Below are 15,626 nucleotides of genomic sequence, written 5' to 3'. Positions count from 1 at the left end.
AATACGATGGCTATTCTGCTTGTGTTAAATATAAGTTAAAAAGATAGTGATGTGGTCAATTTCAGGGAGCGACCCATGACCACATCCATTTCTCTGCGCACGCTGTCGCGTGACGATATTCTCGCAAACCTTTGCCAACTCAGCGATATTCTGACCAGCTGCGTCAACGGCGGCGCGTCGGTCAGCTTTATGCAGCCATTTTCCCCCGGGACGGCGACTGCCTTCTGGCAGCGAACGGCCGCGAGCGTGGCCGCCGGAGAGCGCCTGGTGCTGGTCGCGGAAAATGAGCAGCAGATTGTCGGTACCGTCCAGCTGGTTATCGATCAGCCGGAAAATCAACCGCATCGTGCTGACGTGGCCAAACTTTTGGTTCACCAAAATGCCCGGCGTCAGGGGCTGGCCAATGCCCTGATGAGCTACCTGGAACAGATTGCCCGCGAACAGGGCAAGTCGGTTCTGGTGCTGGACACGGCTACCGGCAGCGGCGCGGAGCGCTTCTATGTCCAGTGCGGCTGGGAGAAAGCCGGAGAAATCCCGCGCTACGCCCTCATGCCGGACGGCACGATGACCGCCACCTCACTGTTCTATAAGTTCCTGCAGTAACCGCAGCAGGTTTGATCAAAACACGGTTTTACTCTTAGAAAAGCTGATAAGTTATTACACCAATTAATCAGGTTGTATGACGACTCTAAGAGGGAACCTATTGTGAACACATTAAATCGTCGTGATTTTCCCGGCGCGCAGTACCCTGAACGTATCATTCAGTTTGGTGAAGGCAACTTTCTTCGGGCGTTTGTCGACTGGCAGCTTGATCTGCTGAATGAGCATACCGACCTGAACGCCGGCGTGGTGATTGTTCGTCCGATTGACAGCGCCTTCCCGCCGTCTCTCAGCACTCAGGATGGGCTATATACCACCATTATTCGTGGCCTTAACGAGCAGGGCGAGGCGGTCAGCGACGCGCGTTTGATTCGCTCCGTTAACCGGGAAATCAGCGTTTATGCGGAGTACGACGAATTTCTGCGGCTGTCCCATAACCCGGACATCCGCTTTGTGTTTTCCAACACCACCGAAGCGGGTATCAGCTACCACGCGGGCGATCGTTTTGACGATGCGCCGGCGGTCAGCTACCCGGCAAAACTGACCCGTTTGTTGTATGAGCGCTACACGTTTTTCGGCGGCGCGCTGGATAAGGGCTGGCTGATTATTCCCTGTGAACTCATCGACTATAATGGCGAGGCGCTGCGCGAGCTGGTGCTGCGCTATGCGCACGAGTGGGCGCTACCGGCGGCGTTTATCCGCTGGCTGGGTGAGGCTAATGCCTTCTGTTCCACGCTGGTGGATCGGATTGTGACCGGTTATCCCCGGGATGAAGCCGGGGCAATCGAAGCCCGGCTGGGTTACAAAGATGCTTTCCTCGCCACCGCTGAGCATTTCTATCTGTTCGTTATTCAGGGGCCGAAATCGCTGGCCGCTGAACTTCGGCTGGATAAATTACCGCTCAACGTCCTGATTGTTGACGATATTAAACCGTATAAAGAGCGCAAGGTCGCCATTCTTAACGGCGCGCATACGGCGCTGGTGCCGGTTGCCTTCCTGGCGGGGCTGGATACCGTGGGTGAAGCCATGAATGACGCGGAGATCTGTTCATTCGTGGAGAAGGCCATCTATCAAGAGATCATTCCGGTACTCGATCTCCCGCACGAGGAGCTGGAATCGTTTGCCCGGGCGGTGACCGGCCGTTTTCGCAATCCGTATATCAAACATCAACTGCTATCCATCGCGCTAAACGGCATGACCAAATACCGGACCCGTATTCTGCCGCAGCTGCTGGCAGGGCAGGAGAAAGGTGGTAAACTACCGCCACGCCTGACCTTTGCGCTGGCGGCGCTGATTGCGTTCTATCGCGCAGAGCGTGACGGGGAGAGCTATCCGGTGCAGGATGATGCCGAATGGATGACGCGTTATCAGGCGCTGTGGGCACAGCATCGTGACGGGCAGCTGAGCACCCGTGAACTGGTGACAGCGGTGCTGGCGGTTGAGTCCCATTGGGGACAGGACCTGACGCAGGTGGCTGGCCTTGTTGAACTGACAGCCCGCGATCTGCAAGCGATCCTGCAAAACGGGATGCGTGCCGCCGTTAAGCCGCTGTGTTGATTGAAATGTAACCCGGCCACTGCCGGGTTATTTATTACCTAATTATAGTTACAACATACATAAGCTTCACCCTACAATAGACCGCGCCGGTCTGCAACGCCAGCGCCAGGTCGTCTGCCAGAGGCAACGCGGCGACGACAGATAAAGACCAATAAGGGTAAATTATGTTCGCATCGCTTGAAGAAATTTTCTGACAGGAAAATAATGGTTTATCTCATGTATCACCATCGACAGAATGGCGAGATCGAAACCCGTGCCGGAGTTCCCTGCAGGATCCGGGGTAAAGAGAGGAAAATCAATGGTCATTGATATTCGTGATATCCATGCGCAGGACAAAGCGCAGTGGCTAACGCTGTGGCAAGGCTACACCTCTTTTTATGACTGCCCGCAGCCGGAAGATGTGACCGAATACACCTGGCAGCGTTTACTGGATAGCGCATCCCCGGTTTTCGCACGGGTGGCCGTTGCTGGGGAGCGGGTGGTGGGGTTTGCCATTTGTGTGCTCCATGAAGGAACGTGGGTCAAGACTCCCGTATGCTATCTGGAAGATCTGTTCGTCGACCCACAGATGCGCGGCCAGGGTATTGCCAGGCGACTGATGCAGGCGCTGCAGACGGAGGCGAAACAACAGGGATGGTCTCGTCTTTACTGGCATACGCGAGCGGGCAACCCGGCCCGGCGCTTATATGACGAATTTACCCCCGCGGATGACTACGTGCGTTATCGCGTGATGTTTTAAACCGTTCACGGCGGACGGTGTTGAGTAGTGCCAGACTATCCGCGGCAAACGACTCAGGAGAAGCAAAATGGAAAAACGTATCGAGACGGCCATTAACCTGATTATGTTTCTTTCGCTGCTGGCCACCGCGTGGGATCTTTCCCTCGTACACTCTCTTTCCTTGTAGAGCCGGTGCCGCAGGTCCCGCTGGCTTTTCGGCTCTCGCCAGCGGGGCGGGCAATCCCCGCATCTATGCGGGGATGACCTGTTTCGCGCGGCCGGAGATCAGGATGCGTAATCGGCAAGATACTCCTCAATCATCCCGGTAAAGTCTTCATTGGCGGTAAATCCTAGCTCGTGCGCATAGCGCGTATCGAAGTCACCAGGCCAGGAGTTAACAATTCGCTCAATGGTCGCGTCCGGGGCAAACTCGATATGTTTCCCGGCGTCGGGGCCAACAACCTGAGCCAGCGCCGTCACCATCTGTTCAACCGTGACCGACAAACCGGCAAGATTTATCACCCGACCTGCTGTGAAGCGCGAGTCTTCAATATCGTGCCCATGGATGAGCGCTTCAATTGCTTTTCGCGGCGAGAGTAGCCACAGGAGGGTATCCCGCGTAACCGGACAAATGGCATGCTCCCCGTTAATGGGTTCGCGAATGATCCCGCTGGCGAAGCTTGACGCCGCCTTGTTCGGCCGCCCCGGCCGCACAACGATGGTCGGCATCCTCAGGCTTCTGCCGTTGACCCAGCCGCGGCGGGTATAGTCGGCGAGGAGCAGGTCGCAGATCGCCTTTTGCGTACCGTACGAACTTTGCGGCATCCAGACCTCCCGGTCGCTGACCTTCGCGGGAAGGTTTCCACCAAATACCGCTACTGAGCTGGTCGTGACCAGCTTGACAGGACGGTTAAGCTGGCGAAGCTGCTCAAGCAGCTGGCGGAAGGCATCGACGTTGATTTGCATACCGGTGTCGAACTCCTGCTCAGCCTGACCCGAAACAATAGCGGCCAGGTGAAAAACGCTATCCACCGCGGCGGGCAGGACTGATTTTAACCTGCTGCTGTCGCTGATATCACCGGTCACAACTTCCAGACGGCTATCGTCGATGCCTTCCAGCGCGCACCTGTCAAAGGCGATGAGCCGGCCAATTTCCCGCTGGATGCCGTGATTATCTGCCAACGTTTCCCGCTGCAGGAGCGCTTTTACCAGCAGACTTCCCAGAAATCCCGCGGCGCCGGTGACAACAATAGTAAGCTTCTTATTCATATATTCATTCTCAATGTGATTAGTGGTTAACCATGCGGCCTGGTATACGAAATATCGCGGCGGCACCAATAAATAACGTTGCCGAAATTATTAACGTCCCGGTCAGCGTTGAGTGCGTCATATCGGTTAAAAGCCCCATCACCCAGGGGGCGACAAAGCCAGCAAGGTTACCGAATGAGTTGATAATCGCGATACCGACCGCCGCCGATGCGCCGCCAAGGAATGCCGTCGGCAGGCTCCAGAAAAGGGGGAGGGTACTCAGCCCACCGGCCGCGCCAATCGTCAGACCGATCATCGCGATGACTAAATCATGGCTGAACAGCGCGGCAATAATCATTCCGGTGCCGCTCATTATCGCAATGAGCGACAGGTGCCAGCGCCGTTCCCGGCGCTTATCCGCACTGCGGGAAACGATTATCATGGTAAAAATTGCCGCCGCGTACGGAATGGCCGTTAATAACCCCACTTTCAGCACATCACCTTCTCCCGCATTATGAATGAGCGTCGGCATCCAGAAACTGACGGTATAAAATCCTGCGATTAAACAAAAATAGATAAATGTTAATAGCCACACTTTGGGATTTGAAATAACGGCCCGCATCCCGCTGTGATCGGCGTTTTTAACGTTACCATCGGAATGGATCCTTGCTTCCAGAAGCGCTTTTTCATCGGCGGTTAACCATTTCGCCTGCGCTATACGGTCGGTCAGTAAGAAAATAACCAGAATACCAACCAGAAACGAAGGTACCCCTTCAATGATATAAAGCCATTTCCACCCGGCCAGTCCACCGTACTCGTGAAAATGTCCCATGATCCAACCCGATAACGGCGCGCCTAAAATTCCCGATAGCGGTACCGCGGTGGCAAAGAGGGCAAACATCCGTCCTCGGCGATAGCTTGGAAACCAGAAGGAGAGATATAAAATAACGCCGGGATAAAAACCGGATTCGGCGACACCTAAGAAAAAGCGGACGGTATAAAATTCAAAGGGTGTCGTTACGAATGCGGTGAGCGGTGCGATGAGCGCCCATGAAATCAACAGCCCGCCCAGAAGACGCCGAGCGCCAAAACGGTGGAGGATCATATTGCTGGGAACTTCAAAAAAGAAAAATCCCACAAAGAAGATGCCCGCGCCAATGCCGTATACCGTATCGGAGAAAGAAAGGTCGCTCGACATCTGTAGCTTAGCAATGCTGACGTTCACCCGATCAAGATAGGCGAGGATATAGCAGATCATTAATAACGGAAGCGTACGTCTGACGACTTTTCTCCAGATAAACTCCTCGTTTAATGAACGAGCAGGCGTCTCCAGACTCAGGGTTGAGTGATTGGACATAGTTCTATCTCCAGAATGATGAAGGAGTGATTTCCTCATCGGGGTATAATTAAAAAAGCTAATTTTTAGTTATTCAGCCACCGCTGCGCCCATGCTAAACCGGCTGATGTCGTGCCTCGCGGACTATATTCGGCGGCGACATAGCCCGTGTAATTTACTTTTTCCAGTATTGAGAAAATCCATGCGTAATCCACCTCGCCATCGATGGGTTCATGGCGCTCCGGCACCGAGGCAATTTGCACGTGGCCGATATATTCTTTCAATTCTTTAATTAAATGAGTGAGGTTACCATCGACCTGCTGGGCGTGAAAAACATCGAACTGCAGGCGAACGTTATTCATTCCTGTGCGTCTGAGATATTCCACGGCTTGATATTGGCTGGAGAATAAATAACCTGGACGGGTGGCCGGTGCCAGGCCTTCAAGCAGAATGGTTATTCCGCTCTCTTGCGCGTTCTCTGCCGCATACCTGACGTTGTCAATAAACGTATTATCGCATTGCGATTTATCCAGACCGTGGGTGACGCCGGCCATGACGTGGACCGCCGGGCAGTTGAGATGTCTGGCATAGCTCAGGGCCAAATCAATGGCTTTGCGCGCCTCTTTTTCCCGACCTGGCAGGGCGGACAAGCCCCATTCCCCGCGTGAGATATCACCCGCAGGCGTGTTAATGCCCACCAGTTGCAGATGATTTTTGTTCAGTTCAGCGGCAATCATTTCCGCCGGGTATTCATACGGAAACCAGACTTCAACGGCCGAAAATCCGGCCCTGGCGGCCAGAGTAAACCGCTCGGGCAAGGGGCATTCGGTAAAGAGCATGGATAAATTTGCGGCGAGTTTCATCATGACATTCCTCTTAAAACGGCAATTTGTTCATCATCCAGATAGTTCACCGCGCTGTTCCGCAAGGTGAAAAATAAGCGCGCAGAGGCCTCCATTTCTTCGAGATTATCTGCGGCATCGCGAAGTGAAGAGCCCGTGACCACCGGGCCATGGTTGGCCAGTAAAAACGCCTTATGTTTCATTGCGCGATGGGCAAGCCAGTGGCCAATTTCCGGATCGCCCGGACGAAAATAGGGCGCTAACGGCACCTCGCCGACCCGCATGACGACGTAGGGCGTACACGCCGGCAGCGTATTTCCCGGATCGACGCCCTGCAGACAGGAAATCGCGGTGAGGTAGTGGCAATGGAGATGAACGACCGCGCGACACTGTGGGTTATTGCGGTAAAGCATCAAATGGAATCCGACTTCTTTCGAGGGCTTATCGCCGGACAGCAGCACGCCATCCATGTTCACATGCGATAACGTTTCAGGGCTGAGGTCCCCCAGACAGGAACCGGTCGGGGTGGCCAGAATGGTTCCGTCATCCAGCAACACGGAAAGATTTCCCGCCGACCCGGTGGCATAGCCGCGCTGAAAAAAAGAGCGGGCGATAGCGACCATCTGGTCGCGCAGTAAAGATTCTGTCATAACGTAGCCTCTGGCTGCTGGGCGCGGGAAAAAAATGCAGGATCGCCAAAATTGCCTGATTTCAGTAACAAATAGAGCTGACGGTCATCGGCTTTGATCCACGGCACGCCAGGAGAGACGGCCTTACCGATATGAAAACAACGAATATGGAGTGACTCCGTCACGGCGCCGGAGGTTTCGCCCCCCGCCACGATAAAGTAGGTGACACCCGCTTCAGCAAGACGCCGGGCCAGCATCGCGAACAGCTTTTCGATCATTACGCGGCTGGTTTCCGCGCCGTATTGCCTCTGGATCTCTTGCAACGCCCCGACCGACGTAGTGGCATAAATCAGGGGGGCCAGGGATGTTGGCGGCAGGGCCTGCCGCCAGGCGATAATCGTCGCAACGTAGTCGGCCAAATCCGCTTCTTTTTCCAGTAATCCCGCAACGTCAATGGCCATCGACGGGCCTGTTTTTACGTAATGTGCTACCTGCTGCTGGGTTTGCTCGGAGCACGATCCTGAAAGAATCACGGTATTGGCAGCATCGGGGACGACCGTAAAAGGAGGCGAATGGATAGCCGTATCCTCAGACCAGGCTTTAGCCAGTCCCGCCGCCAGACCCGATCCGCCGGTCACGAATTTCATTTCCCGCAGGGCGCGCCCCTGCAGGTCAAGATGCGCATCGGTGAGGGCATCAAGAACGACGTAGCGATAACCCGCGGCGGAGAGTTCCGCAATGCGTCGGGTCAGCCGCGCGGGCCCTTCCTCGAGCAGCTGCGCGCTGATAAGCGCACATTTCCCCTCGGCTTGCCGCTCCATCAGACGACGCAGATCGCTATCCTGCATCGGGTTGACCGGATGATTGCGCATGCCAGACTCTTGCAGCAGGCGATCCCCGACGAACAAATGTCCTTGATATACCGTCCGACCGTTTACCGGCAGCGCCGGTGAAATCACCGTCACGGCGCAATTTAATGCCGCCAGCAGGGCATCCGTCACGGGCCCGATATTACCTTGTGCGGTACTATCGAAGGTGGAACAGTACTTGAAGTAAAAGCGGTCGCAACGCTGGCGCTGTAACCATTGCAGGGCGTTAAGCGACAGGCTAACGGCTTCTTCCGCCGGGGCAGCGCGTGATTTTAGGCTAATAACCAATGCTTTTGCCTCACCGGCATAGTCTTCGTCGGGAACGCCGCTGAAGAGGCGGGTCTCGATCCCGTTATTCGCCAGAAAACTGGCGATATCCGTTGCGCCGGTAAAGTCATCGGCAATGATGCCTGCTTTCATAAACAATCCTCGATATGGGCTATGAGTGTTAATTTTCGATATTTTGTGGTGTTAAATGTTAATATCCTTGAATGGAAGGGGAAAAAAAGAGAGTTAAATCACATAAAATAACATTAATTACCTAATATTCACATTCCCGACGCTACCAGGCGGATGGACAGGACAAAGCGGTGTGATAAAATGTGAAAAAGTGAGCAGTTAGTTGATGCCAGGAGAGAAAGATGCTGCCTCTGGAAAGACAAGAAAAAATACTCGGGATAATTAAGGATAAAGGCGTTGTCAGCGTCGGGGAGCTGGTTGATGCGCTGGGCGTATCGCACATGACCATCCGCCGGGATATTCAGCGGCTGGAGCAGCTCAATGCCTTAGCCAGCGTCTCCGGCGGCGTTGCGTTGCCGCAAAGAACACGGCTGCTGAATGAACCTTCTCATCGGGATAAGACCCTGATGTTTCCTCAGGAAAAAGAAGCGATTGGCCTGGCCGCCATGAGCCACATTCCGCAGAACAGCACGATCTACCTCGATGCCGGCACCACGACGCTGGCGCTCGCCCGAAAATTAGTCGACCGCAAGGATTTGCTGATCGTAACTAATGACTTTGCGATCGCCAATCTGATGATTGAGCAGGGTCAGGGGGAGCTGATTCATACCGGCGGCAGGCTTTGTCGTGAAAATCAGTCCACCGTCGGGCATTTGACCGCCGTCATGCTGGAAAATCTGTTTATCGACGTTGCGTTTATTTCCGCCTCATCGTGGAATCTGCGTGGACTATCTACGCCGAATGAAGATAAAGCCATTGTTAAACAGTCAGTTGCAAGGGTTAGTGAGAAATGTATTTTGCTCAGTGATTCATCGAAATATGGCAAAATGGCCAATTTTCTCGTACTGCCTCTAAGCGAGCTCGACCTTATTATCAGCGACGTTGGGCTAAGCGGCGCTGTCGCGCAGCTTGCCGACCTGAAGGTGGCGGTTGAGCTAGCCCCGTAGGCCGGCGCTTCCCCGGCACTGAACACCGGGGAATCAACGCGGTTCACCGCGGCAGGCGACGTGCGACAATAAACAGGCGTGGAAACAGAAGCAGCACCTTTCCGTTACACTGTAACGGATAGTGTTGCTGTAATAGCGCCAGATAGCGTTCCAGAAAGGCCTCCCGCTGCGTATCATCAAGCGCTTGCAGGAACGGGCGGAGCCCGGTGGATTGCAGCCAGTCGATAATGGCCTGATGCGAGGCTAAAGGGTGGTAATAGGTGGTACGCCAGATATCAACCTCACAGCCGCTGCGGGTCAGGATATCGTAATATTCCTGCACGCCGGGCAGCGGATGACGCCCGCTTTCCGGGTAGCCCTGCTCCTGCGCAACCTGGCGCATCAACGTATGCGACGGCTCCTGCCAGTTATCCGGCATCTGTACCGCCAGCACCCCGCTGTCCGTCAGCAGGCTGACGAGGTGCGGGAACAGCGTTTGATGGTCCGTCAGCCATTGCAGCGAGGCATTGGCATAGATCAGATCGGCCGGGCGCTCGGGCTGATACGCCCGGATATCGGCGGCGACGAAGCGGCAGGACGGTAATGTGCGCGCAGCGTCCTCCAGCATGGCCGGGGAGTTATCGACGCCAACGATCGTCGCCTCCGGCCAGGCCTGGTGCAGGAGAGCGGTGCTGTTGCCAGGCCCACAGCCCAGATCGATGGCCAGCTTTACCGGGTGATGCGCGATTCGGGCGACTAATTCAGCGGCGGGGCGCGTACGTTCTGCGCCAAACTGCAGATATAACGAGGGATTCCAGTCTGCCATAGATGACTCCGGATGAAATAAACTCGTTCATCAGCATAGATGGCAATGCCGGCAGGTAAAATGTTTTTTGTCTGGTCCGGCTATTTTTTTGCTCTCTTTTCGTGACAACGTCACGTATACAGCGCGGTGCGGGGCGCAAAATCGGCTGATGGTGGCGGAGCCGGGCAATCCGCCTTCCCTGGCCGCTTAGTCGCTGTTTTTGAGGGCTTCGGCGCGGCTGGCCGTGGCGTAGACGAAATCAAGCATTGGCTCCAGATCGGTATCATATCCGGCCTGAATAATTTTACCGCGCAGCCATTCAATTTCGCTGGTGATATCCGGGTGGAAAATATTGTTATCCTGGGCGCGGCGTAGCCATTTCAGCAGAAAGTTATTCTTTCCTCTGATGCCGCCTGCTTTTTCGGATTTTCCATGTATTTTCAGCGCGACTAAAATGCAGTAGTAGAAATGAACGCGCTGATTAAAACTTTGATGCATTTGTCTATTTCCCGCCAGACTCAGGAACTCACCGGCCAGGCCGGTGACTCGGATTGGGCGACGTGACGGGCCTGGATCTTTTGTCATCCGATCTCTGTTATTTCACCCGTCCTGCCAGTACGTCTGTTACCAGACGTAACAAGGATGTTGGCATGGATGCCGAATCACAGTCAATTATTGATTAGTTTTTTACCGCTTTCCGGCACCCCGTGGCTACCGGAAAGCACGCTTTAGCCATGAGGTAAACTGGCGCGTTGTTGCAGGTAAACACGCAAAATCAAGATAAATGCCGCAACGACAACCGCAGCCGCCAGCAGATAAAGGGTGTCCAGATCGTAATAACCGGCGACCCAGCCGGCAACGGGGCCGGTTAGTCCAAGGGCTAAATCAAGAAACGCCGAATAGGTACCGAGCGCGGTACCCTGATTTTGTTCTTCAACCTGCCTGACCGCTTCAACGCCCAGCGCCGGGAACACCAGCGAAAAACCGGCCCCGGTCAAAAACGCGCCGAGACCGGCAACCCAGGCGGAAGGGGCCAGCCAGATAATCACCAGCCCCAGGCACTCCACGGCGAAGCACACCAAAGAGACAGCGATGCCGCCATAGCGGGTAATCACGTTGCCTAACACCAGACGAATGCAGATAAAACCGACGCTGAACAGCGAGAGCGTGAATGCCGCGCCCTGCCAGCCGTGCGCGGAAAAGTAGAGGGTAATAAACGTCGCGATGACCCCAAATCCTACGGTACCCAGCGCGAGACCGAGACCGTACGGCCAGATCTTACGCACCACCGCATGAAACGGGGCTCTGACCCCGGCGACCACGCTGACATCCTGACGCGTGCGGGCAAAGAGCAGGCCGATGGCGGCGACCGCCACCACCACGGCGGCAAAACCGCTAATGCCAAAATAACTATTCAGCAGGACCCCCAGCGGGGCGCCGACCGCCATGGCGACGTAGGTTGCGACCCCGTTCCATGAGATCACCCGCGAGGTATGGATGGCGCCGACGGTCTTAATCCCCCACAGGGTGGCTCCGGTAGCGGTAAAGCTTTCGCCGACGCCGAGAAAAATACGTCCGATCAGCAACGCGCTAATCGCCAGCAGCGGCACAGACTGCAGGAGGACGGCGACAAGGGTAAACAGACCGCTCAGCAGACAGCAGACGATCCCGAGGCTGACGACCTTTTTCGGCCCCCAGATATCCGTATAGCGCCCCGCGTGCGGGCGGCTGACCAACGTCGAGATATACTGCAGGCTGATGACGACGCCGGCAATAAACGTACTGTATCCCAGCTGATAATGGATATAGCCGGGTAAAACGGCCAGCGGCAGGCCGATGGACAGATAGCAGATACAGGTAAAAACGACGATCGAAATAATGCGCAGATTAAGCTGAGTATGGCTGACTGAAGTGCTCATAACGTCATGGTATTTAAAACGAAGGAGCGATCAGCATACCGCAGACCCGGCCGTATGGACGAGTCCAGGATGCATTTTCTCGCCGTTTTAGCCAAACCCACCAAAATTAGCGTCAGGGTAAGACGAATCTGTGTACGTCAGCCTGTGGTGCGGTGCGGCCTATCTATGCTGGCGGGGTATCCAGCTCCTGTTTCGCCCGCGCCGGGCCTTTGACTCCCGGCCTGCCACGACACGGGCAACCGGCGGCTGGGATGTCAAAGGGCTGTTCGGTGTCGCCGCCAGCCCTCCCGGGGGGCTGAGAGCCGCTGAGATATCCGCCCGTCGCCGCCATATTTCGTTCCCTGACGAAGCATCTTCGTCCGGCTGCGCTTAGCTTTCTCGTCAGAGGGCAGACCCGCAGCGCGCGATCGGCGTCGCTTGCTTGTCTGTCGATTCCTGATAATAATAAAAAGAGAATTAAATATATAAATTATTCTCTTTTTGAGATTTTAAGGCGAGGTACTGAGTGAAGGCAACCGAACACCGGCCAGAACGGCGGGCTTTTTTGCTGGCGTTAGCTGGCTCAGTCGTGCTGATTATTGGCATGGGATATGGCCGTTTTGCCTATACCGGCATTCTCCCGCTGATGCTCAATGAACAGGTGCTATCCCTGCACCAGGGCAACCTGGCGGCGTCGGTCAACTACGCGGGCTACCTGCTGGGGGCACTCCTGCTGGCGAAAGCCAGGCCGGCCGACAGTACGCGCTTAAATCTTATTTCGGTATTGTTAACGCTGCTATGCCTGGCGCTACTGGCCTGGGTAACTTCGCCGCTGGCGATCGTCATGGTCCGTGGTATCGCCGGGATGCTCAGCGCCGTAACGCTGATTGCCGCCTCGCTGTGGCTGCTCCAGCACATGAAACACCATCATGGCGCGCCGGTGCTCTATTCCGGGGTGGGGATGGGGATATTTCTCTCCGCTGAGGTTATCTCCCTCGCTAAGGCCTGGGCGCTGACCAGCCCGCAAATCTGGCTCCTGTGCGCCTGCAGCGGCGCGGTTCTGTTTTTAGGCGTGCTGCGCCTGCTGTTGACGCCGGCGCAGGAAGCCATCGTCTGGCCGTCGCAGGCGCAAACGCCCCCTGCGGCCGAGGAAGGCCGCCCCGGCGATGCCTGGCGTCTGTTAATGGTGTACGGCTTCTCCGGGTTTGGTTACATCATTACGGCGACCTACCTGCCGCTGTTTTTATCGGCTTCGCTGGCGCATATCGACCCGGTACAAATCTGGGCGCTTTTTGGCCTCGCGGCGGTGCCATCGTGCTTTATCTGGCACAAACTGGTAGCCAGATTCGGCTACCGTCGGGCCTTTACCGCTAACCTGGTGGTACAGGCGATCGGCGTGATCCTTCCGGCATGGAGCCACTCCTTACTCTTTTGTTTACTGAGCGCCATTCTGGTCGGTTTTACCTTTATGGGCACCGTCACCATTGCGCTCCCGGCAGCGAGGAGGCTCAATCATCTGGTGAAATTCAATATGATCGCCGCGATGACCGCCATTTACGGCATTGGACAAATCATCGGGCCGCTGGTCGCCGGGACGCTGTATAACCTCACGGGGTCATTTAATTCTTCGCTGGCGGCCGCCGCGCTGGCGCTGCTGTTGGCTGCCGGGCTGGTGAGGCTCAGAACAGGGCGCTAAAGCGGGCCAGCCGATGACAGATTCGAGGCCGTCGCCAGCAGCTGACGCAGTTCACTGAGCGCCGGTGATGTATATCCCCGTCGCCAGATCAGCTGCGTCAACGCCTGGCCGATCGGTCGGGTGTGGCTATTTTCCGGCAGGGTCATAATGTCAATGACGCTTTGCGGCAGGATACCGGCATAGCCGCCGGAAGCGATGCAGGCGACCATCGCGTGGTACGAGCCGACATCCTGGACGTCAATCGGCTGGTTGGCAAAAAACGCCTCCCCCCGCGCCCGGTAGGTACAGCCGATGGGAAAAGCCGCGAGCCTGCAGGCGGGCCGATCTGCGGGGGTCACCAGCATCAGCTGTTCGGCAAAAACGCCGAGGTATTCGATATCCGTGGGGCAGGCGGGCTCGCCAGCGACAACCGGCAGGCACACCAGCGCGCAATCGAGGGCGGCGTTCTGAACGCGTTCGGTTAACTGCTGCGTGGGCAGGGTTTGCAATGTCAGCGCCACCGCCGGGCACGCTTCGCGAAACTGCGCCAGCAGCGGAATAAGCCGACTGGCCGCGGTGGCCTCCATCGCCCCCAGCCGCAGGTTGCCGCCGGGCGTCGTCGGGTGCAGCGCCTGTCTGGCCTCTTCGCCGAGGCTCAGAATGCGGGTTGCATAGTCGAGGAACTGCCTGCCGGCAGCGGAGAGCACCATTTTTTTATTGCCGCGGACGAAGAGCTCGACGTCGAGTTCTTCTTCCAGCTGCTGGATGCGGGTGGTGATGTTGGATTGCGCCCGGCCCAGCGCCTTCGCCGCCCGGGTGATACTTTGCTCCTGCGCCACCCTTTGAAAGATCAGCAATGTGGTGTGGTTCATATTTTTTCTTCTACATATGGGAATAATATTGATCTTAACATCTCAAAAAGAGATGTTAAGCCCTGGGTATCACAAATTTAAGCAGGTTTTGCATGACCCGTAGCCTTACGCAGCGACTCGACATCGCTTATCCCATTATCCAGGCGCCGATGGCCGGCGTCGCCACCCCCGCACTGGCAGCGGCAGTGAGCAATGCCGGGGCCTTAGGCTCGCTGGGGTTAGGGGCGTCATCGGTGGCTCAGGCGGAAACGTTGATCGACAACACCCGTCGTCTGACGGCGCAGCCCTTCAACGTCAACCTGTTTTGCCATGCGCCGGCGCAGAGGGACTCCGACCGCGAAGCGCAGTGGATAGCCGCGCTGCGTCCGCTTTTCGCCCGTTTTGGCCGCGAGCCGCCGGAAGAGCTCGCGGAAATCTATCCGCCTTTTTCCGCCAATCCGCAGATGGCAGACCTGCTGCTTGACCTGAAGCCAGCGGTGGTCAGTTTTCATTTCGGCGTGGCCGATAAGACCTTTATTCGTCGTCTGCGCGAGCGGGGGGTGGTAACGATGGCCAGCGCCACCTGCGTGACTGAGGCGCAGCAGATAGCCGCGCAGGGGATCGATATCATCATCGCGCAAGGTTATGAGGCCGGCGGCCATCGCGGGATCTTCGATCCGCAGGCCGACGATCGGCAGATGAGTACCGCAACCCTGGTTCAGGCGCTGCAGCGCGTCGTGTCGCTGCCGGTTGTTGCCGCGGGCGGCATTATGGATGGCGCAGGGATTAGTCGCGTCATGCGGTGCGGCGCGGCGGGGGCACAGCTGGGGACAGCGTTCCTGCTCTGCCCGGAATCGGCTACCGATGCCGGATATCGTCAGGCGCTGACCTGCGCTCGCGATCCGCAAACCGTGATGACCGCGGCGATTTCCGGCCGCCCGGCGCGCTGCGTCGATAATGCCTTCTGCGAGATCGGGCGACGCAACCCCGCCTGTCGGCCTCCGGACTATCCGGTGGCGTATGATATCGGTAAAGCGCTGGCCGCGGCGGCAAAAGCGCAGGGGGATTATCGTTTTGGCGCCCACTGGGCAGGACAGGGCGTCGGCGCGGTCCGTGAGCTTCCCGCGGCGGAACTGATACAAAGATTCGTCGATGAATGCGGGTTTTAAACGGCAGAAGACCGACGGGATGTCGCCATGCCGCCGGTCCTCAG

At 56.5% G+C, this 15,626-nt stretch carries 15 protein-coding genes; 6 read left to right on the top strand and 9 right to left on the bottom strand.

Going from position 1 to position 15,626, the window contains the following annotated elements:
- The first annotated feature begins 75 nt into the window (after positions 1–75).
- The 3 genes from EDF73_RS21515 to EDF73_RS21505 all read left to right on the top strand — a co-directional run bounded on the left by EDF73_RS21515 (position 76) and on the right by EDF73_RS21505 (position 2,896).
- Positions 76–603, top strand: coding sequence for a GNAT family N-acetyltransferase (locus EDF73_RS21515; protein ID WP_132731085.1), 528 nt, complete (start codon positions 76–78; stop codon positions 601–603).
- Between the two features lie 102 nt (positions 604–705).
- Entirely contained in the window at positions 706–2,157 is a 1,452-nt protein-coding gene (locus EDF73_RS21510; protein WP_132731084.1) for a tagaturonate reductase, read from the top strand.
- Between the two features lie 298 nt (positions 2,158–2,455).
- Positions 2,456–2,896 (top strand): GNAT family N-acetyltransferase, encoded by a 441-nt coding sequence (locus tag EDF73_RS21505; RefSeq protein WP_132731083.1) that lies wholly within the window; start codon positions 2,456–2,458, stop codon positions 2,894–2,896.
- A gap of 264 nt (positions 2,897–3,160) precedes the next feature.
- Here the strand turns inward: EDF73_RS21505 and denD are convergent, their stop codons facing one another.
- The 5 genes from denD to otnK form a co-directional block, all read right to left on the bottom strand.
- Complete coding sequence (gene denD, locus EDF73_RS21495) at positions 3,161–4,144, bottom strand: D-erythronate dehydrogenase (RefSeq protein ID WP_132731081.1); 984 nt, start codon at positions 4,142–4,144, stop codon at positions 3,161–3,163.
- Between the two features lie 19 nt (positions 4,145–4,163).
- Positions 4,164–5,480 (bottom strand): MFS transporter, encoded by a 1,317-nt coding sequence (locus EDF73_RS21490; protein ID WP_165905771.1) that lies wholly within the window; start codon positions 5,478–5,480, stop codon positions 4,164–4,166.
- Positions 5,481–5,545: 65 nt separating this feature from the next.
- Entirely contained in the window at positions 5,546–6,325 is a 780-nt protein-coding gene (otnI, locus tag EDF73_RS21485) for a 2-oxo-tetronate isomerase (protein ID WP_132731080.1), read from the bottom strand.
- Positions 6,322–6,951, bottom strand: coding sequence for an aldolase (locus EDF73_RS21480; RefSeq protein WP_132731079.1), 630 nt, complete (start codon positions 6,949–6,951; stop codon positions 6,322–6,324). Before EDF73_RS21480 ends, otnI begins: the two co-directional genes overlap by 4 nt.
- Positions 6,948–8,219 (bottom strand): 3-oxo-tetronate kinase, encoded by a 1,272-nt coding sequence (gene otnK / locus EDF73_RS21475; protein ID WP_132731078.1) that lies wholly within the window; start codon positions 8,217–8,219, stop codon positions 6,948–6,950. The genes EDF73_RS21480 and otnK overlap by 4 nt, the downstream gene beginning before the upstream one ends.
- A gap of 221 nt (positions 8,220–8,440) precedes the next feature.
- On the opposite strand from otnK, the gene EDF73_RS21470 reads away from it, so the two are divergent.
- Positions 8,441–9,205: a DeoR/GlpR family DNA-binding transcription regulator gene (locus tag EDF73_RS21470; protein ID WP_132731077.1), complete on the top strand. Its 765-nt coding sequence runs from the start codon at positions 8,441–8,443 to the stop codon at positions 9,203–9,205.
- 43 nt (positions 9,206–9,248) lie between these two features.
- Here EDF73_RS21470 and tam read toward each other — a convergent pair whose 3' ends face one another.
- The 3 genes from tam to EDF73_RS21455 form a co-directional block, all read right to left on the bottom strand.
- The gene (tam, locus tag EDF73_RS21465; RefSeq protein WP_132731076.1) at positions 9,249–10,010 is read right to left on the bottom strand and encodes a trans-aconitate 2-methyltransferase; all 762 of its coding nucleotides are present in this window, start codon (positions 10,008–10,010) and stop codon (positions 9,249–9,251) included.
- 186 nt (positions 10,011–10,196) lie between these two features.
- Positions 10,197–10,487: a hypothetical protein gene (locus tag EDF73_RS21460; RefSeq protein WP_132731075.1), complete on the bottom strand. Its 291-nt coding sequence runs from the start codon at positions 10,485–10,487 to the stop codon at positions 10,197–10,199.
- A 230-nt stretch (positions 10,488–10,717) separates the two neighbouring features.
- The gene (locus EDF73_RS21455) at positions 10,718–11,908 is read right to left on the bottom strand and encodes an MFS transporter (RefSeq protein ID WP_132731074.1); all 1,191 of its coding nucleotides are present in this window, start codon (positions 11,906–11,908) and stop codon (positions 10,718–10,720) included.
- A 583-nt stretch (positions 11,909–12,491) separates the two neighbouring features.
- Here EDF73_RS21455 and EDF73_RS21450 point away from each other — a divergent pair.
- A complete protein-coding gene (locus EDF73_RS21450) occupies positions 12,492–13,583 on the top strand; it encodes a YbfB/YjiJ family MFS transporter (protein WP_132731185.1) in 1,092 nt (363 codons plus the stop codon).
- Here the strand turns inward: EDF73_RS21450 and EDF73_RS21445 are convergent.
- Entirely contained in the window at positions 13,580–14,434 is an 855-nt protein-coding gene (locus EDF73_RS21445) for a LysR family transcriptional regulator (RefSeq protein WP_132731073.1), read from the bottom strand. The genes EDF73_RS21450 and EDF73_RS21445 overlap by 4 nt on opposite strands.
- 92 nt (positions 14,435–14,526) lie before the next feature.
- Here EDF73_RS21445 and EDF73_RS21440 point away from each other — a divergent pair, with 92 nt between their 5' ends.
- The gene (locus tag EDF73_RS21440; protein ID WP_132731072.1) at positions 14,527–15,582 is read left to right on the top strand and encodes a nitronate monooxygenase; all 1,056 of its coding nucleotides are present in this window, start codon (positions 14,527–14,529) and stop codon (positions 15,580–15,582) included.
- Positions 15,583–15,626: the final 44 nt, after the last annotated feature.

The sequence above is a fragment of the Klebsiella sp. BIGb0138 genome (genome assembly GCF_004342285.1).
In the GTDB taxonomy this organism is placed as follows: domain Bacteria; phylum Pseudomonadota; class Gammaproteobacteria; order Enterobacterales; family Enterobacteriaceae; genus Klebsiella.
Note: the sequence above shows the minus strand (reverse complement) of the source record. Positions and strands in the feature narration are given on the sequence as shown.

Bases quoted from the DNA above. Each gene is read 5' to 3' on its own strand.
- otnK (WP_132731078.1), bottom strand. From the start codon at position 8,219: ATGAAAGCAGGCATCATTGCCGATGACTTTACCGGCGCAACGGATATC.
- EDF73_RS21515 (WP_132731085.1), top strand. From the start codon at position 76: ATGACCACATCCATTTCTCTGCGCACGCTGTCGCGTGACGATATTCTC.
- EDF73_RS21480 (WP_132731079.1), bottom strand. From the start codon at position 6,951: ATGACAGAATCTTTACTGCGCGACCAGATGGTCGCTATCGCCCGCTCT.
- EDF73_RS21445 (WP_132731073.1), bottom strand. From the start codon at position 14,434: ATGAACCACACCACATTGCTGATCTTTCAAAGGGTGGCGCAGGAGCAA.
- EDF73_RS21450 (WP_132731185.1), top strand. From the start codon at position 12,492: ATGGGATATGGCCGTTTTGCCTATACCGGCATTCTCCCGCTGATGCTC.
- EDF73_RS21440 (WP_132731072.1), top strand. From the start codon at position 14,527: ATGACCCGTAGCCTTACGCAGCGACTCGACATCGCTTATCCCATTATC.
- EDF73_RS21455 (WP_132731074.1), bottom strand. From the start codon at position 11,908: ATGAGCACTTCAGTCAGCCATACTCAGCTTAATCTGCGCATTATTTCG.
- EDF73_RS21460 (WP_132731075.1), bottom strand. From the start codon at position 10,487: ATGCATCAAAGTTTTAATCAGCGCGTTCATTTCTACTACTGCATTTTA.
- EDF73_RS21470 (WP_132731077.1), top strand. From the start codon at position 8,441: ATGCTGCCTCTGGAAAGACAAGAAAAAATACTCGGGATAATTAAGGAT.
- denD (WP_132731081.1), bottom strand. From the start codon at position 4,144: ATGAATAAGAAGCTTACTATTGTTGTCACCGGCGCCGCGGGATTTCTG.
- tam (WP_132731076.1), bottom strand. From the start codon at position 10,010: ATGGCAGACTGGAATCCCTCGTTATATCTGCAGTTTGGCGCAGAACGT.
- otnI (WP_132731080.1), bottom strand. From the start codon at position 6,325: ATGATGAAACTCGCCGCAAATTTATCCATGCTCTTTACCGAATGCCCC.
- EDF73_RS21490 (WP_165905771.1), bottom strand. From the start codon at position 5,480: ATGTCCAATCACTCAACCCTGAGTCTGGAGACGCCTGCTCGTTCATTA.
- EDF73_RS21505 (WP_132731083.1), top strand. From the start codon at position 2,456: ATGGTCATTGATATTCGTGATATCCATGCGCAGGACAAAGCGCAGTGG.